The organism is Micromonospora alfalfae (assembly GCF_022230925.1).
Taxonomy (GTDB): Bacteria; Actinomycetota; Actinomycetes; order Mycobacteriales; family Micromonosporaceae; genus Micromonospora; species Micromonospora alfalfae.
Window position 1 is genome coordinate 141,828 of sequence record NZ_JAKKFH010000063.1, and the last position, 15,458, is coordinate 157,285.

The 15,458-nt window shown below is 69.7% G+C and carries 10 protein-coding genes; 7 read left to right on the top strand and 3 right to left on the bottom strand.

What is annotated here, in order from left to right; translation table 11 throughout:
* Positions 1-142 precede the first annotated feature (142 nt).
* On the top strand, positions 143-823 hold the full coding sequence (locus tag MED01_RS35240; protein ID WP_238672825.1) for a Crp/Fnr family transcriptional regulator: 681 nt from the start codon (positions 143-145) through the stop codon (positions 821-823).
* Between the two features lie 70 nt (positions 824-893).
* The gene (locus MED01_RS36270; protein ID WP_238672826.1) at positions 894-3,554 is read left to right on the top strand and encodes a CHAT domain-containing protein; all 2,661 of its coding nucleotides are present in this window, start codon (positions 894-896) and stop codon (positions 3,552-3,554) included.
* On the opposite strand, the gene MED01_RS35250 is transcribed toward MED01_RS36270, so the two are convergent.
* The 3 genes from MED01_RS35250 to MED01_RS35260 are packed head-to-tail and all read right to left on the bottom strand — an operon-like array spanning position 3,551 to position 10,255.
* Positions 3,551-7,291: a CHAT domain-containing protein gene (locus tag MED01_RS35250; RefSeq protein ID WP_238672827.1), complete on the bottom strand. Its 3,741-nt coding sequence runs from the start codon at positions 7,289-7,291 to the stop codon at positions 3,551-3,553. The genes MED01_RS36270 and MED01_RS35250 overlap by 4 nt on opposite strands.
* Entirely contained in the window at positions 7,284-9,206 is a 1,923-nt protein-coding gene (locus tag MED01_RS35255) for a caspase family protein (RefSeq protein WP_238672828.1), read from the bottom strand. Before MED01_RS35255 ends, MED01_RS35250 begins: the two co-directional genes overlap by 8 nt.
* The gene (locus MED01_RS35260; protein WP_238672829.1) at positions 9,203-10,255 is read right to left on the bottom strand and encodes a hypothetical protein; all 1,053 of its coding nucleotides are present in this window, start codon (positions 10,253-10,255) and stop codon (positions 9,203-9,205) included. The genes MED01_RS35255 and MED01_RS35260 overlap by 4 nt, the downstream gene beginning before the upstream one ends.
* Before the next feature lie 614 nt (positions 10,256-10,869).
* Between MED01_RS35260 and MED01_RS35265 the strand changes: the two genes are divergently transcribed.
* Genes MED01_RS35265 through MED01_RS35285 form a run of 5 tightly spaced genes read left to right on the top strand, consistent with a single transcriptional unit; the run spans position 10,870 to position 15,445 of the window.
* Positions 10,870-11,319, top strand: coding sequence for a hypothetical protein (locus tag MED01_RS35265; RefSeq protein ID WP_238672830.1), 450 nt, complete (start codon positions 10,870-10,872; stop codon positions 11,317-11,319).
* A gap of 14 nt (positions 11,320-11,333) precedes the next feature.
* Complete coding sequence (locus MED01_RS35270) at positions 11,334-13,112, top strand: hypothetical protein (RefSeq protein ID WP_238672831.1); 1,779 nt, start codon at positions 11,334-11,336, stop codon at positions 13,110-13,112.
* 2 nt (positions 13,113-13,114) lie between these two features.
* A complete protein-coding gene (locus MED01_RS35275; protein WP_238672832.1) occupies positions 13,115-13,303 on the top strand; it encodes a hypothetical protein in 189 nt (62 codons plus the stop codon).
* Between the two features lie 3 nt (positions 13,304-13,306).
* Complete coding sequence (locus MED01_RS35280) at positions 13,307-13,855, top strand: hypothetical protein (protein WP_238672833.1); 549 nt, start codon at positions 13,307-13,309, stop codon at positions 13,853-13,855.
* A 21-nt stretch (positions 13,856-13,876) separates the two neighbouring features.
* Positions 13,877-15,445, top strand: a complete 1,569-nt coding sequence (locus MED01_RS35285; protein ID WP_238672834.1) for an AAA family ATPase — start codon at positions 13,877-13,879, stop codon at positions 15,443-15,445.
* The last annotated feature ends 13 nt before the right edge of the window (positions 15,446-15,458 follow it).

Sequence of the window (15,458 nt, forward strand, 5' to 3'; positions counted from 1 at the left end):
ATCTGAGGCGCGTACCGCATGCCGCAGCACACTCCGATGGACGCATCCGCGACGACCCCGGGCATCTGGTTCGCCACGCCGACGATAAGCACGGCGGGGGATCAATTTGCCTACCGCCACCGCCGTGTGTCCAATGAGGGTCATGGCATGGACTGCGGGCTCTTTCCTGGACCGGCTCGACGCGGCGCCCCGCCAGGAACTGCTGGGTCTGGGCACCACCAGGACCATCCCGGCCAATAGCCGGATCTTCACCGAGGGTGGTCAGGACGACCACGTCGAGCTGATCCAGCGCGGCTTCGTCAAGGTCACCACCACCGTCAGCGGCCTGGAGCAACTGCTTGCCGTACGCCTACCGGGTGACCTGGTCGGGGAATTGGCTGCGGTAACCGGCTCGGACCGGTCCGCCACCGTCACGGCCTGCGGTGAGGTGGTGTCGACGGTGGTGACACGTGCGGTGTTCCTGGCCTTTCTGCAACGGCGGCCGGCGGTCGCCCACGAGGTCACCGCGGCGGTCGGGCGCCGGCTGCGCTGGGCCAACACGCGGCGGGCCGACTTCACCGCGTACCCCGTCGATGTGCGTCTGGCCCGGGTGCTGGCCGAGCTGGCCGTGACGTGCGGGACCGACAACGGCGACGGGATCCTGATCGGCGTGCCGATGTCACAGCCGGAGCTCGCCACCCTGATCGGCGCCGCCGAGGACACGGTGCAGAGGGCACTGCGCACGCTGCGGTCCGCCGGGCTGCTTCGAACCGGCTACAAACGGGTCACGGTGACGGACGTCGATGGTCTGCGCGCCTACGACAACGAGGACCATCAGCAGTAGCTCTTCGTCCGGACATCCTGAACCAACCGCAGGTGCACCTGCGGTGATCGAGGCACTACCGTCAGCCTTTGTGCTCGTCTCCGATCCTCTCGCCGCGATCCCGCTCCTCGCCAACCTGACCGCCGAGGACCTCGACCTGGTGATCGAACAGCTCACCGATCCGGCCAACCGGCCGACCGATGCGCACGTGCTGACCCGTGCGTACGCTCGCGGCCTGCGGTTCGAACGGGACCACGACCCGGCGACGCTGACGGGGGCGCTGGCCGACCTGGCAGCGAGCCGTTACGACGGCCCCTACCGCGGGCTGGTCGCCCGGTCGCTTGTCGTACGGCAGATGCAGGCGGCGGTTCTTGGCCAGCCGTTCGATCAGCCGCGGATCCGCCGCATGATCGACGAGGCCGGCGATGATCCGGCCCTCCCGCACACCGCCGACATGCTGCAGGTGATGGTGGATGCCGTGGCAGCGCTGGTCGACGACCCGGCGTACGACCGTGCTGACGCCCTGCGGCGCCTCGACGGGGTGCAGGACCTGGTGCCCCCGGACAGCCAGTACGGCAGCCTCCTGACGTCTCTGCGGATCGCCCTCGCCGTCAAGCGCGGCCAGGACGGCAACCTCCACGACGCCAGGCAGGCGGCGGAGTACGCCCGCGAGATGCTCGCCCGCGGGGACCTCGGTCCGCAGCAACAGCTGATGGCCGAGGCGATGCTGCTCGGGGCTGAGGGCATGCAGCAGGCACAGAGCGGCGACATGACCAGGGCTTTCGAGACGGTGGACCAGATGGCCGAGGTCGTCGATCGGCTGCCGGCCAATGACCCGGCCGCCGTCTCGCTGCGCAACCTCATCGCCAACCTGACAGGCGCCGACGCCTCGGCCGTCGGACTGTCCGACTCCGAGCGGGCGTTCCGGTTGCTCACCTCGGCCATGCGGGTGCTCGGCCCTGCGCTCGACAACCAGGATCCGGCCGGCATCGAGCGTGGGGTGCGGATCCTGCGCGAGGCGGCCAGCGTCGCGCCCGCCGACTACCCGCACCGCGTGATGATCCTCAGCACGCTGGGCCGGATGCTGTGCGCACAGTTCCAGCTTGGCGCTGGCCGGGCCGCACTGGACGAGGCCCTGCTCCGGCTCGAGGAGGCCAAACGGTCCGCGGCGCATCCTGGTCACCCACTGTGGGCCCCGACCGCGACCGCGTTAGGTATCGCGTATCGGCTGGCCGGGCGGCGGGCCGAGGGCCGAGCCTGGGGTCAGCGGGCTCTGCGCGGGCACGCCTGGAGCGTGCTGCTCCAGGCCGGCACGGCCGACGCCGCCACCGCCGCCCGGGATGCCTCGACCGATGCCGTCGAGGTGGCGCGCTGGTGCATCGTCGACGGCGACCACGCCGGCGCGGCCGCCGCTCTCGACTCCGGGCGCTGCTTGATGCTGTACGCGGCGACGGTCGCCATGGACATTCCCAGCCGTCTGCGGGGCCTGGATCGGCACGACCTGCTGCACCGGTGGAAACGTGACCCGGAGGACGCCGACCTGCGTCGGGAGGTGCTGACCGCGCTGACCGGCGGACCGCTGTCCGAGGCGTCGGTGCCCGAGGTGCTGGACCCGCCGCCCGGCGAGGAAATCCGGCGGGCTCTGGTCGCCCTCGACGTCGACGTGCTCGTCTACCTCCTACCCGGCGGCGAGACCGGCCTGGGCGGGGCGCTGCTGGTGCCGTCCGGCGACCGGCCCTACCACCTGACGCTGCCACGGCTGACCGAGGTGTCCGGTGCCGTCGAACGACACGTCAGGCGGTTGGGCGTCAGGGACGCGGGCGGCGTCGAGGGCCTGGATCCCGAGGAGGACCAGGATTGGCGCAGCTCCCTCAACGACCTCTGCGACTGGGCGTGGACCGCCGCCGTCGGTCCGCTGCTCATCGAGTTACGACGGTGGCGGCTCGGGCGGCCCGCGCGGGTGGTCCTGATCCCGATGGCCCGGCTGGCCGCCGTGCCCTGGCACGCCGCGCGTGATCGGCACGGCTCCCGGGCGGTCGAGCAGGCGGTCTTCTCGTACGCGCCGTCCGCCCGCCTGCTGTGTCAGAACGCCTGGCGCTCCAGCGTGCCGGTGGATGCGGGTGGGCTCGTGGTCGGTGACCCGACCCTGGACCTGCCGGACGCACGCGCCGAGGCGGAGGCAATCCGCACGGCCTTCTATCCGGAGGCCGACCTGCTCGGCGAGACCGACGCCACCCCGGCGGCGGTGATGGAGTGGCTGCGGCGTACCGAGGGCTCCCGTTCCGTGCTGCATCTGGCCTGCCACGGCCAGGTGACCGAGGGGATCGACGGCTCCTATCTCGTGCTCGCCGGCGGCAGGCGGCTGCCTGCCCGGCAGGTCCTGGAGACCCGTAGGAGCGGCACGATCGGCGTGGTGGCGTTGGCCGCCTGCACCACGAACGTCCCGAGCGGCGCGTACGACGAGTCGTTCAGCCTTTCCACGGCCTTCCTGGCGGCCGGCGCCCGTACCGTGTTCGGCTCTCTGTGGCCGGTGCCGGACGGCGCCACCTCGCTGATGATGTTCCTCGTGCACCACTATCTGCGTGTCGACCGGTTGCGTCCGGTGGATGCCCTGCACCGCGCCCAGCTCTGGATGCTCAATCCCGAACGCAGACCGCCGCCCACCATGCCGCCACACCTCGCCACCCGGGTCGCCGCACTGGACAGCGACGACGTCGCGGCCTGGGCGGGTTTCACGCACCAGGGCCGTTAGCGACCCATGTGGTGGAACGCCGCCCAGGACGCGGGGTCGGCCAGGGCGGGGCTCTCGCAGTGTGCCGCTAGATCGGCTGGCATGCCCGGTGGCGGCCGACGCGAAGGGTCCAGCATCCACAGCTGCGCACGGTGCAGTGCATCCGCCGGTGCGCAGGCTTCCGCATTCAGGAAGTGATGCACCAGGAACATCAGCATCGAGGTCTCGGCGTCGGGTACGGACCACAGAGAGCCGAACACGGTACGGGCGCCGGCCGCCAGGAAGGCCGTGGAGAGGCTGAAGGCCTCGTCGTGATCAGCACCGGTCACGCCCGTCGTGCAGGCGGCGAGGAAGACCCGTTCCATGACCAGTTCGGCAGTCCTGGAGGCGTCCAGCAGACGCCGGGCGGTGAGCATGCCGCCGGCCAGGACCAGATGCGCGTCCGCCGGGCTGCGCGGGTCGACGCGGCCGTGACAGGCGAAGTGCAGCAGCGACGGGCCAGGCGCCGCGGCGGCGATCCAGTCCAGGACCTCGGACGGTGTTCCGGTTCCGGCCGGACGGCCAAGGTAGGTGCAGCCAGGGTAGAAGGCGTCGCGGATCGCCCGGGCCTCGAGTCCTGCGTACGGGAGGTCACCTCCGGGGTCACCAATCACCAGGACGCTGCGCATCGGGCGTTGCGGGAACGTCGACGAGGTGCACAGGGACCGCGCAGAGACCGCGTAGGAGAAAACGGCGCGTTCCACCGCCCAGTGCCGGCCCTGCCCGTCCTGCCGGAAGGCGCCGTGCCACGGGACCGTGGCGAGCAGCCCCATCGGCACCAGGACCAGGCGTACCGGGCGACCCAGCTGCCAGCGTTCGGCATGCCGTAACACCGGTCCGATCGCCACCGACCATGCCCAGCGGCACACGTCGTCGACGGACGGGCCGGACGAGGCCGTGACCTGCGCGCCGACCTCACCGGCGTCGCGTTGGGCGGCCGCGGCGAGCCGGGACACCATCGAGGATGGGCCGGTCACCAGGTCGGGCAGGATCACGGTGGCGACATCTCCGGACACCGGGACGAAGACCGCCGCTCCGGGCTGGTCCAGGGCGGCCGGAACGAGGTACACCAACGCGTCCGCGCGCACCTCGGTCAGCGCTCGTCGGATCTCCGGAGGTCGTACCGGCGTGAACGGTCCGCCGCGCACCGGGTCGTGCGCGCCGAGCGCATGCAACACGAGGGTCCGCAGATCGTCCGGCACTTCCGGCCCGTCCGACAGCGCGTTGAGCGAGGCACCGGTGCGGGCGTCCCGGCCGAACCCGGCCGACTCACGCCACCGTTCCGCCAGGTCCTCCCGGCCCGCGTCGACGAGGCGGTCGGCGACCGTGCGAGACGCCGTGGCGGCGTGCAGGACGAGGCCACGCCCGGCGTCCAGGGCCGTCACCAGATCGTCGTACGCGCCGTCCGCCCGGCACCATGCCGCGACCTTCATCGCCTCAGCCGAGGCCTGCGCGGCCACGGCGACCGCGTCGTCGGTGCCGGACTGCAGCAGCACCTGCCAGGCGAAACCTCGCATCGCCGACATGCCGAGCTCCCGCGAGCGGGTCAGATCCGGCTTTGGCGTGCTCCGCATCGCCTCGCCGTGGCTCATCGCCGCGGTCGCCCAACTCGGGTGCTGCGGTCCGCCGGCGATCGCCTCGCCGCGTGCGAGCCACTCCGTGGCCCGCGTGGCGGCGTCCTGATCGGTACGGTCGTTGCGCACGACGGCCAGTTCGGCCACACCGGCCAGCAGCGTGACGACGAACTGCATCGTGTCGTCCTCCGATGCGGCCGCGGCGATCTCGGCGAACCGGGCGGCGCATTCGCGCAACGCGGCCAGGTCATGCCGGGTCACCGCGGCGGAGAAGGGACCGAAGACCTCCGCTAACGCACCGCCGATGACCATGCCGGCTTCCAGGCCGCTGACGTGCGGGAGAGGGGTGCGGTCCACCGCCCGACCATGCCCGGACATGCCGTCGTAGACCCCCTGCAACATCCGAAGCGGTATCGCGACCGCCTGCTGGGCGGTGTGGGACGGAGGGCTCTCCCGCAGCTCGGCCGCCAGCCGTCGCACCTCGCCGGCCACGTTCTCGCCGTGTTGGGTCCGATCCATCAGATCCAGCACGCGAGCGAGCACGGCGCTGTCCGGGTCGACCAGGCCGGCGGTGAGCATCCGGTTCAGCGCGGCCTGCATCACGCGCCGGTCACCGCTGCGGCTCGCGTTGCCGAAAAGCACGACCGGCATCAGTTGGTCGACCATTGCCTGTGTTTCAGCGTCGATGCCCGGGGCATTGAGGGCGCCGATCAGCGGTGTCAACCCGCCGTCGCGCTGCCCGCCCCTCTGCGCATCCAAGACGAACTGCACACCGGCGTCCAGGCTGTCGAGAATTCCCGTCCACCCGGCGGGAGGATCGGTCACCGTTCGACCGAGCGCCGCGAGGAAAGCGACGCGATCGATGTCGACCGATCCCAGGTCGGTGCGACCGCCCTGCATCTCGCCGAGAGCGAGCATTGTCGCCAGCATCGCGCTCGTGTCGGGATCGGCCCGGTCACCGGCCGCCTCCCAGGCGGCCCGGGCCTCGGCGACGCACCGGCCCATGCCTTCGGCGCTCGGCGGCGCCTGGGTCGGTAGTCGCTCCGCCTCGTCCTCGACCTGGGCGTTCCACACAGTGATTCGCTGCAGGTGCAGCCAGAGCGACAGATCATCGGTCGCGTCGTGCTCGGCCACCGCCTGGTCGGCGGCGTGCACCGCTCGTTCCAGCAGGCTGCGATCCCGGCCGATCTTCCAGCCGGCATGGCACGCCCTGGCAAGCTGAAACCAGCGAACGTCGTCCGCGTCCATCCGCACCGCGAGCTCGAGCAACCGGACCGCCTCGCGGGCGTCCGCCATGTCCTGGCCACGTTCGGCCCGTTCCCTCATCAGGCGTCCGCACTCGGTCAGGGCGTTGTCGGTCGGCTCCACCTCGATGAGGCGCTGCCAGTAAACGATCGCTTGACCCAGGTCCTCCGGATCAGTCTCGCCGTCGTCCCAGCGATCCTGATACGACTCAGCAAGGAATTCGATCAGGAGCGGCAGACTCGGATCGTCGGGCGCGGCCCTGTCCGCAGCTCGTCGGCCCACGTCGATCGACCTGTTGAGGTCGTCGAGCTGCCGCAGGGCCAGGCACAGCCAGGCCGAGGCCTCGACGTACCGCGGCGCCTCCGGCGTGAGTGATTCCAGCGCGGCCGAGAGGACACCGACCGCGGTCTTCAGGTCGGGGCGATGCTCGGTCTCGTCATAGACCGTCAGCAGAGCCAGGCCCTGAACGACCCGGGCATACGCCGCGAGCGTCTCGTCGGTCAACTCAGCCGAGAGGCTTCCGATGACTGCCGCCGCGTGTTCCGCGCCGTGGCCGGATATCCGCGTCCGCTCCCACCAGGCATCGATCAGGACCACGACGTCCACGTCGCGATCCGAACCCCGGTCCAGCGACGCCACCACCTCCGTCAGCAGGGCGACGGCGCGGTCGTAGTCGGCGAGGGCGTCGGCCCGGTCGTGGTCGGCGACCGCGTCCGCACGATCACCGCGTTCCGCATACGCGAGGCCGAGGCAGTGCGCCCACCACAGCGCGGACTCGTGGCCGGGATCCGAATCCAGCGCCGCCTGAAGGTGTCCGATGGCGGCGTCGAGCTCGGTTGGGTCGCCGCTCTCGGCGTAGCGGTCGAGGGCCTCCTCGCCGAGATGCGGGACGTCAATCATCGACGGAGGTGCGGATGCGCACCATGGCCGTGCTCCAGTCGTACGCCGCGTGCGGCTCGGCCGAGCCCGCGTCGCGGTGCACGGCGATCCGGCCCAGCCGGTCCAGTATGCCGCCCAGCCCCACGGGCCCCCGTTCGGTGGCGGGTACGCGGGCGTCCAGCCGGCCCAGCTCGAACGGCCGGCAACTGAACTCCTCCTCCGCCACGATCAGCTTGATCCAGTCGCGAACCGAGGCGCCGGGCGCCGCGGCCACTCCGGCCGGCAGGCGCATCTGTACCGGCCGTCCCTCCAACGCCGCGCCGCTGTGCCCCGGCGCTACGAAGGCACCTGGAAACAGTCCGGCGTGGATCCGGTACGAGTCGGTGAGGTCGAGAAGGACGCAGTAGAGCGGCTGTTCCGACGTATTCCGCAGGCGCAGGAACACGGTCGGCGGCCGGGCGGAGTGATACGCGAGCCGGATCACGCCCTCGTCGTCGGGGCGCAGGGCGGCCCGGGCGAGCGGCGCGGTCTTCTCACCCGGCAACGCCTCGACGACCTGGATCCGGACCGCCCCGGCGAGCGCGGACCGTGGGTTACTCAACGCCTTCACCTCTCGCCACCGGGCGATGTGCTCAAGGGTGGCGACGGTCCGGCGGGCGCAGTCCGCAGGCACACCGGTGATGTCGTCGGCCACTCTGTCGCCCTCTGGCGTGCACACCATCACCAGGCCGGGCCCCGCCACCCGGACACTCAGGTCGGCGCGTACGGCGCTGAGCGGGTCGGCCATGCGGACGAAAGGCGACGCCCTGAGCAACTCGGTGATCGCTCCGGCGGTGTCGGAGGATGCCCGGTCGTAGGAGATGTCCGCCGTGGCCAGTGGCTGCGGCAGATCCGTCACCACGACCGGGTACTGCCGGGTCGCGTCCGGGACCCAGCCCACCGGCTGCACAGTGCTCCGCTCGGCGTGCACGGAGACCACCTCGGCCAGTCGCACCGGCCGGCTTCCGCTCACCCCGACCCGCAACTCCCCGCCATCGGCGGAGGGTAGACCATGGCAGTGACCTACGTCGATCTCCCAGGCGTCGCGCACGTGCCGCATGACCATAGCGGACGCGGGTGTGGTGACGTCGCCACCGAGAAACGGCTGATCGGCCAGCCTCGGCGCGCCTGACAACTGCGGGCGCTGGTGCAGCACACGATCCTCGACCGCGCACTGGGCATCGCCCAGCACTTCCCGGTAGGTGGCCGCCGGGCCGAGTTCGGCCAGTGCCCGCAGCAGGGCCACCGTGAAGACGCCGCGCGGCACACCTTCGGCGTCCGGCATCTCGCGGGCGTATTCGGTGGACCGGCAAGCGGCCAGGGCGATGTGCCGGGTGCGCTCCGGTAGGTTGTCGTATCCCGCCGAGAGTTCGGGCAGCAGCGTCTCGGCGCGAGGCGCCGGGCCGGGCGGCACGGAGCGGTTCCGGACGAGCGGGTCCGACCCGCGGGTGGCGCCGTCGGAATGACACGAATCCAGCACCACGGCGACGTGGCAACCGTTCTCGGCGACCTGGTCCAGCAAGACGGACAGTTCCTTGTCCCACAGGTCCGGAACACCGTCATGCCGGCTGTCCGCGCAGACCAGGGTCTGTGACATCGCCATGCTTTCCAGGTGCCAGAGTTCCGGGGGCACCGGGGAGGTCGAGCCGTGCCCGGCGAAGTAGAACAGTGCCGTGTCACCCGGGCCGGCCAGGGTCAGGTGGTGCCGCAGGCCGTCGATGATCGCTGCACGAGTCGCCTTTCGGTCGTACAACTCCAGCTCGGAAAGGGTGCTCGAACCGTGGGTACGCACTCGCAGCGCACCCAGCATCGCGGCAGCGTCCCTACGGCAGCCGCGCAGCGGAGAAACCGCGAGGTACGAGTCGATGCCGACGATCAGTGCGTACACGGTGTTCATGCGGTCTTCTCCGACTCTGCGACGTACAGCCAGGCCCGTTCCTGGAAGCCCTTCGCGGGCAGCTCGACGGTCACGGACGTGAACTCGCTGGGCGCGGGTGGTTCCTCGCTGTGCGCGATCACGTCCAGGAAGAGCACGTCCGGCACGGCCAGGACGAACCCGGCCTGCGGGTGGTCGGTCAGAGCCGTGCGGAGCGGGAGCGAGTCCAAGAGCCGGTGTACGGCCACCGCGGCCCGTCCGACCCAGCCGTTGTCGGCCTCTTTGACTAGCCCACGGTGCAGCGCGAACCGTAACCGCATCGGGCCGGTGGAACCGCCGGTTTCACGGGTGGCGAGGGCCTCGGCCAGGCCCCGAACGAGCCGCGGAATGACCACCGACTCGTCAATGCCGATCGGTAGCACGGTGAACTGCCCGTCTCCCTGCGGTTGCGGCGTCACGGCATGCTCGTCGATCCCGGCCGCCCGCCGGGCCGCGGCCAGCACCGACACCAGGTCGCGCTGCAACCTCTCCGCCACCGCGTTGCCATGCCGGCTGTACCCGGCCACATCCGCCGCCATGCACAGCCGTACGGCAGCGGAACGCTGGCCCGGTCCCTGAACCTGGGGCATCGTCACGCTGAACGGCACCCGATCGGCCAGGGATGCACGACGTCGGCCCGGACCCGCCAGATCCACGTCCACCGCGAGTGCGCCGTGTAGTGAGGGGACACCGGGTGGGGACTCCAGCAGCGCGTGCACACCGTAGGTGCGCGGCAGGATCGGCGCCGATCGTTGGCCCGTGTAGACCCAACCGAAGCGGTGACCCTGGGTGCCGATCGTTCGCGCACTCGGCCGGTCGATTCGCACGATCAGGCGGCGTAGTAGGCCGCCCACCGCGCTGCGGGTCTCGGCGGACAGCGGGCTCGAAGCGTCGTCGAGAGTCAGCCCGAACTGGCCGCCGTCGCCGTGCACGGTGGCGGCGATCACCCGATCGTCGTCGAGCTCGACGGTGAAGCGGGCGGCGGCGTACCGGTGGCCGGGCGGCGCCTCGTCGAGGTCGAAGCTGAACATCGCGCCGGTGTATGCATTGCCGCTCGCCTCGGCGCGACTGCGAAGCGGTTGCGGTAACGCGGCCGGCGGCACCGAATACAACAAGGGACGGCCACAGGTGACGCCGAAACGGTATGCGTTGTCGCCGCGCAACTCCGGCGATACCAGATCGCGTCGGTCGAGTATCTCGTCCGCACGTAGGAATTCCTCCATCATTTGACCTCCGCGAATGCCTTCCGGGGCCGGTGCAGTCTTACACGGTGCTCTTCATTTCGACAAGGATGCGATTTCCGAGCGACACGGGCCCATTCAAGATCGACATCTTGTGAGCGAGATTCCGCACAACGACGGGATCCCCAACCTCCTGCCGTGGCAGGCTCATCGACGTCCGGCGGGGCGATCGCCCAGCCTCTCCAGACGATAGGGAGAACCACTATGGACGTTCGGTCAGCCTGAATCCTCGATCATCGTTATTGATGGAACGATCCGTCGGGCGCGTTGAACCTTGGTGCCGTCAAATTGCCGTAAAGCGTCTCGGCCTGGTGGACATGGAGTCTGGCGTGGGACGTCGTTCTGCGGTTACGCTCCCGTTGTTCGGGCACCATTCATGAGTCGGGTCACATGGTCGGGAGACTATGGAATTCACAGAGCGGCGGCGCCTTGAATCGCATCTGGATTCGGGGCTGGCGGCCTCGTCAAATGAGCAGGGCCTGCTGCGGCCGGCGCAGCGCAACGTTCGCAAGCCCCGGCACGCGGGGATCTTTGAGGCGATCCATCGCATCGACACCAGCTTGGACCCGGCGATGCGCGCCGAGCTCGGCCGGTGGATCCGCGACGAGTACGAGCGCGAGTACGGCGACGTCCCGCTGGGCCTCTTCGCACAGTGCCACCTTGGTCCACCGTACGTCGACCACCGCCTCGACCTGTGGCAGTCGATCGTCGAGCACTACACCCGGGCGGACACCGTGCCGCCGCAGTTCGCGGAGGCGCGGACCCTTGTGCGTTCCGGTGCCTACGACTACGTCGAGGTCTATGCGAGCGGCCAGACCATCCCCGTTCTTGTAGACGGCACGGTCGTCGCCTAGCCGTAAGGAGTGCCATGAGCGATATCGATTACACCTTGCGTAACAAGGTCGACCACGTCGCGGGCATGGTCGTGCAGCTGGATCAGGGGCTCACGCAGGTCAGCAACCAGGTCTCCCAGGTCGGCCAACGTACTGAGGAGACCCGCGACCGGCTACAGAAGCTCGCCGCCGACTTCGAGACCTTCGTCATGATCGCGCAGCGCACCGCCAACGTGCAGCGCGCCGAGACCAGGACCGGCATCGTCGAGGCACAGCTGGAGAACCAGTTCGGCCACTACAAGTTGGTCCGGCGCTTCGCCACCGGCGTCCTTCAGGGTTTCGACTCCGGTCTGGTCTCTCAGGAGACCGTGCGCAGCGTCAGCGAGCAGCTGATGGTGCAGACTCCGCGCTACTGGTTGGCGCCGGTGCTGGTCGCCCTGGGCGCCTGGGCCGAGGACGACCGGGAGTTGTGCGACCGGGCAATCCAGACGGGCTATGGTCGGTCGCCGAGTCGTACGTCGCTGTTCCTGGCCCTCGTGCTGCGCCGGCAGGGCCGGCGGGAAGCCTCGGTGCGCTGGCTGCGGCAGTACCTCACCGCCCTGGACCCGAACACGCTGGGCCGCGACTTCGCGATGATTCTGGAGTGCGTGTCGCAGGGCGCGTTCGGGCCGGCTGGCCTGGAGCTGGTGCAGGAACGCCTCAACTCCTGGCGTGCCCAACTGCTGAACGACGACGCCAAGCAGCAGGCCCAGGTGAACCGCTGGCGCGGTGAGGTGGATGTCCACGTCGGCGGCTCCTCTCAGGCATCGTTCCCGCGCCTGTCCGCGGTGTCACCTCAGTGGCCGGCGCTGGATCGCGCACTCGCGCATGCCAACGCGCACGGCTCACTGATCACGAAGTACACGGCAATGGCCGCCGAGGAGCACCCGAGCCAGGATCGCATCGAGGACGCGGTCGACGACATTCTCGACCGGCTCGTCGCCGAGTTCGACGACGAGGAGCTTCCGCTGCGCCGCGAGCACGCGCTGAACCAGGCGATCATCCGCAACGACGGCGACATGGCCGCCTCGCAACGGGACCTGCCGAACGACCTGGTCGCCCTGGAGACCAGGTTGGACTACCTGACCATCCAGTCGGAATCGGCACTGAATCCCAGCAAGATCGGGGTGTCTCGCGCCACCCAACGAATGGCCGTCTCGTCCTGCCACGACTGGTTCGGCCGGGCGCACGCAGCGTTCAGCCGCGACTACCGGCTCGGGCTTCCCACTGACGTGGAGGCCGTCTTCGAGGGCAACCACACCGGTGCCGGCGTCGTCTTCAACCTGCCCCGGTGGACCGGGTCCTTCACCGACCCGATCGAGCACCTGGAGCGATCGCTGGCCGAGCATTGGGACCGACACGGGCGGCCCTTCATCGACAGCATGACCTTCAACTGGCGCAAGGAGGCTGTCGTACCCGGCGTGGTCATCGGCGCGGCCGTTCTCTTTGGTCTCCTCTGCGCGGGAGTTTCGTCTGCCCTCGCCCTGGTGTGCGTCTTCGCCGCGCTGATCGGCGGTGGCATCTGGTTCTTGGTTCTGAACGGTAAGGCGCAGACGGCGGCGAAGCGTCAGCAGGATGCCAGGGCCCTGGTCGAGCGCGGAAAGCAGGATTCGATTGCCCAGCTGCGAGGGGCCGGTGCCGAGCTCCTCGACTGGACCACCGCCTACCGCGATGCCGACACCCGAGAGCCGGAGGTACGGACGCTGATTGCCGACCTTGCCCAGTTGGGCAACGCCCCGACCCCGTACGAACGACGCGTAGCGACAGGAGCCTGACCATGTCTCCCAGCGAGGGCGACGCCCGGAATGAAAACGGCGACGCAGCGGTCGTAGTGCCGTGGGCACAGCAGGCCAGCACCCCAGTAGAGCATCGGACCGACCGGCGACGGCACATGGTGCAGGGCCTGCCGTCGTGGGAGCCGCTGCCGCCCGGCGAGATCTACGTCCAGCGACACCGGTCGGACTGATCGATGTACGTCCAAGGCGGACATTACGCCGCGTGGGCCGATTTCCTCGAGCGGTGGGGTGCGGGCGAGTCGTTGGAGCCGGCGATCCTGCCGGCGCTCGAACCGGCGGACTTCCATGCGGACAGCTGGGAGCGGCTCAGCGGTCGGATCTTCGATGCGCTCGTACGGCGGCTGAAGACCTGGAGCGAAGCGCTGACCCGGGAGCTCGGCAACCCGGACGAGTTCGCGGCGGCCAGGGCGCTGAACCACGCGCGGTGGTCACTCGTCTCGATCCGGGCGCTGGCGGGCGCGCAGGCCCTGCCTGAGGAGGTACGGGCCAGGCTCACCGAGATGGTCGACGCCCAGATCCGCAGCGGCCAGCGGCAGCTGGACGAGTCGGTCGAGCGTTTACGTCGGTCGGGAGCGCCCCGGGCTGCGGTCGAGGCCCGGCTGCGCACCATCCGCGACAACCCGCTGACAGCAGTGACCGAACGTTCCAACGGCCACGTCGCGCGTGACGCCTGGGCCGCCGACCCGCTGGCGACGCCGCGACGCCGCGTCATCGTCGATTGACCGTCCCGAGAAGGAAGACCCATGTCGAACTATGCCGAATCGCTGAGGGACCTCGACAGCTACATCTCCGCGCGCGTCCCGCTGATCGGCGTACACAGCATCGAACAGGTCCGGGCCCTCCGCCTGGTCCGGCAGGTCGCGGCGGTCCCCAAGCGGTCCAACCTCCCGTTCTGGGTCTATACCCGAGCCACCGGTCTGCGCGACCTGCGCACCAACTCGTCGGTCGCGGAGGACAAGTCGCTGACCGGCGCGATGGATTTCGCCGCCCAGCAGTTCACCACTCGTGCGCAGGCCACGGTCGTGTTCGTGGATCCAGAGAACCTGAGTGACGACAACACCGCAGCTCGGCACGTCGCCGAGCTGGCCCGACTGGCGGACGCCAACTCAGGCAGCATGATCATCATCACCGACACGCCGCTGTGGAGCGGTTTGGAACGGCTCGGCATGAGCGTGGCATTGGACCTGCCGGACGCCGACGAGATGTACGACGTCATCGTCGAGTTCCTTCGCGACCACCACGGCATCGTGCCCATCGCATGGACCGAGAACGACGCCCGGCGGGCTGCGGAGTTCCTGGTCGGAGTGCCGGAAGGCACAGCGGTCAACGTGATGGCCACCCTCGTCGCCAAGGGCTCGGTGGGGAGGGACGACGTCGGGCATCTGGCCGAGTTCAAGGACAAGCACTTCAGCTCGCTGTCCGGTCTGGAGCGGGTCAAGCTCAGGGACTCGGATCGTCAGGTGGGCGGCTTGACGAACCTCCGCACCTGGCTGCGCAAGAAGCAGAAGGTCATGGCGGCAGACCTCCGCGGAACGGAGCTCCGTCCGCCTCGTGGCGTCCTGCTGGTCGGAGTCCCCGGCTGCGGCAAGTCGCTCTCGGCCAAGGCGATCTCGGCGGAGTGGCGGTTGCCGCTCTACCGGCTCGACCTGGCCGCGATCATGGGCCAGTACGTGGGCCAGTCGGAGACCCGTTTTCGCGAGGCGCTGGACACCGCGGACCGGGTGGCACCGTGCGTGCTGTGGATCGACGAGATCGAGAAGGGCCTGGCCGGGCAGAACGACACCACCGGCGTGAGCCGCCGGCTGATCGGCCAGTTCTTGTTCTGGCTGCAGGAGTCCCGGCATCGGGTTTTCGTGGTCGCCACCTCGAACGACGTCCGCTCACTGCCGCCGGAGCTGCTGCGCAAGGGTCGGTTCGACGAATTGTTCTTCGTGGACCTTCCTGATGCCGACGATCGTGAGGAGATCATCAACATGTACTACCGCCGCTACGTCGGTCAGGAGCCCGCCACCGAACTGGTCGACAAGTTGGTCGGCCTGTCCGAGGGCTTCGCCGGGTCGGATCTCGAGTCGGCGCTGCACGAGGTCGGTGAGGAGGTGCACCTCAACGGTGGCACCGCGAACCTCCGACCCGAGTTCGTGGTGGACATATTCGTCAACATGTCCCCGCTGAGTCGGACGAACCCGGAGCAGATCGAGGAGATCCGAGGCTGGGGACGCGATCGTGCGGTACCCGCCGGCCGTCCGATCGCGGGGGCCACCGTCGGAGCGGGCCCGAGTCATGGCAGGCGCGTCGTCGTCTTCGGCGACTGACAGGGGGGATCTG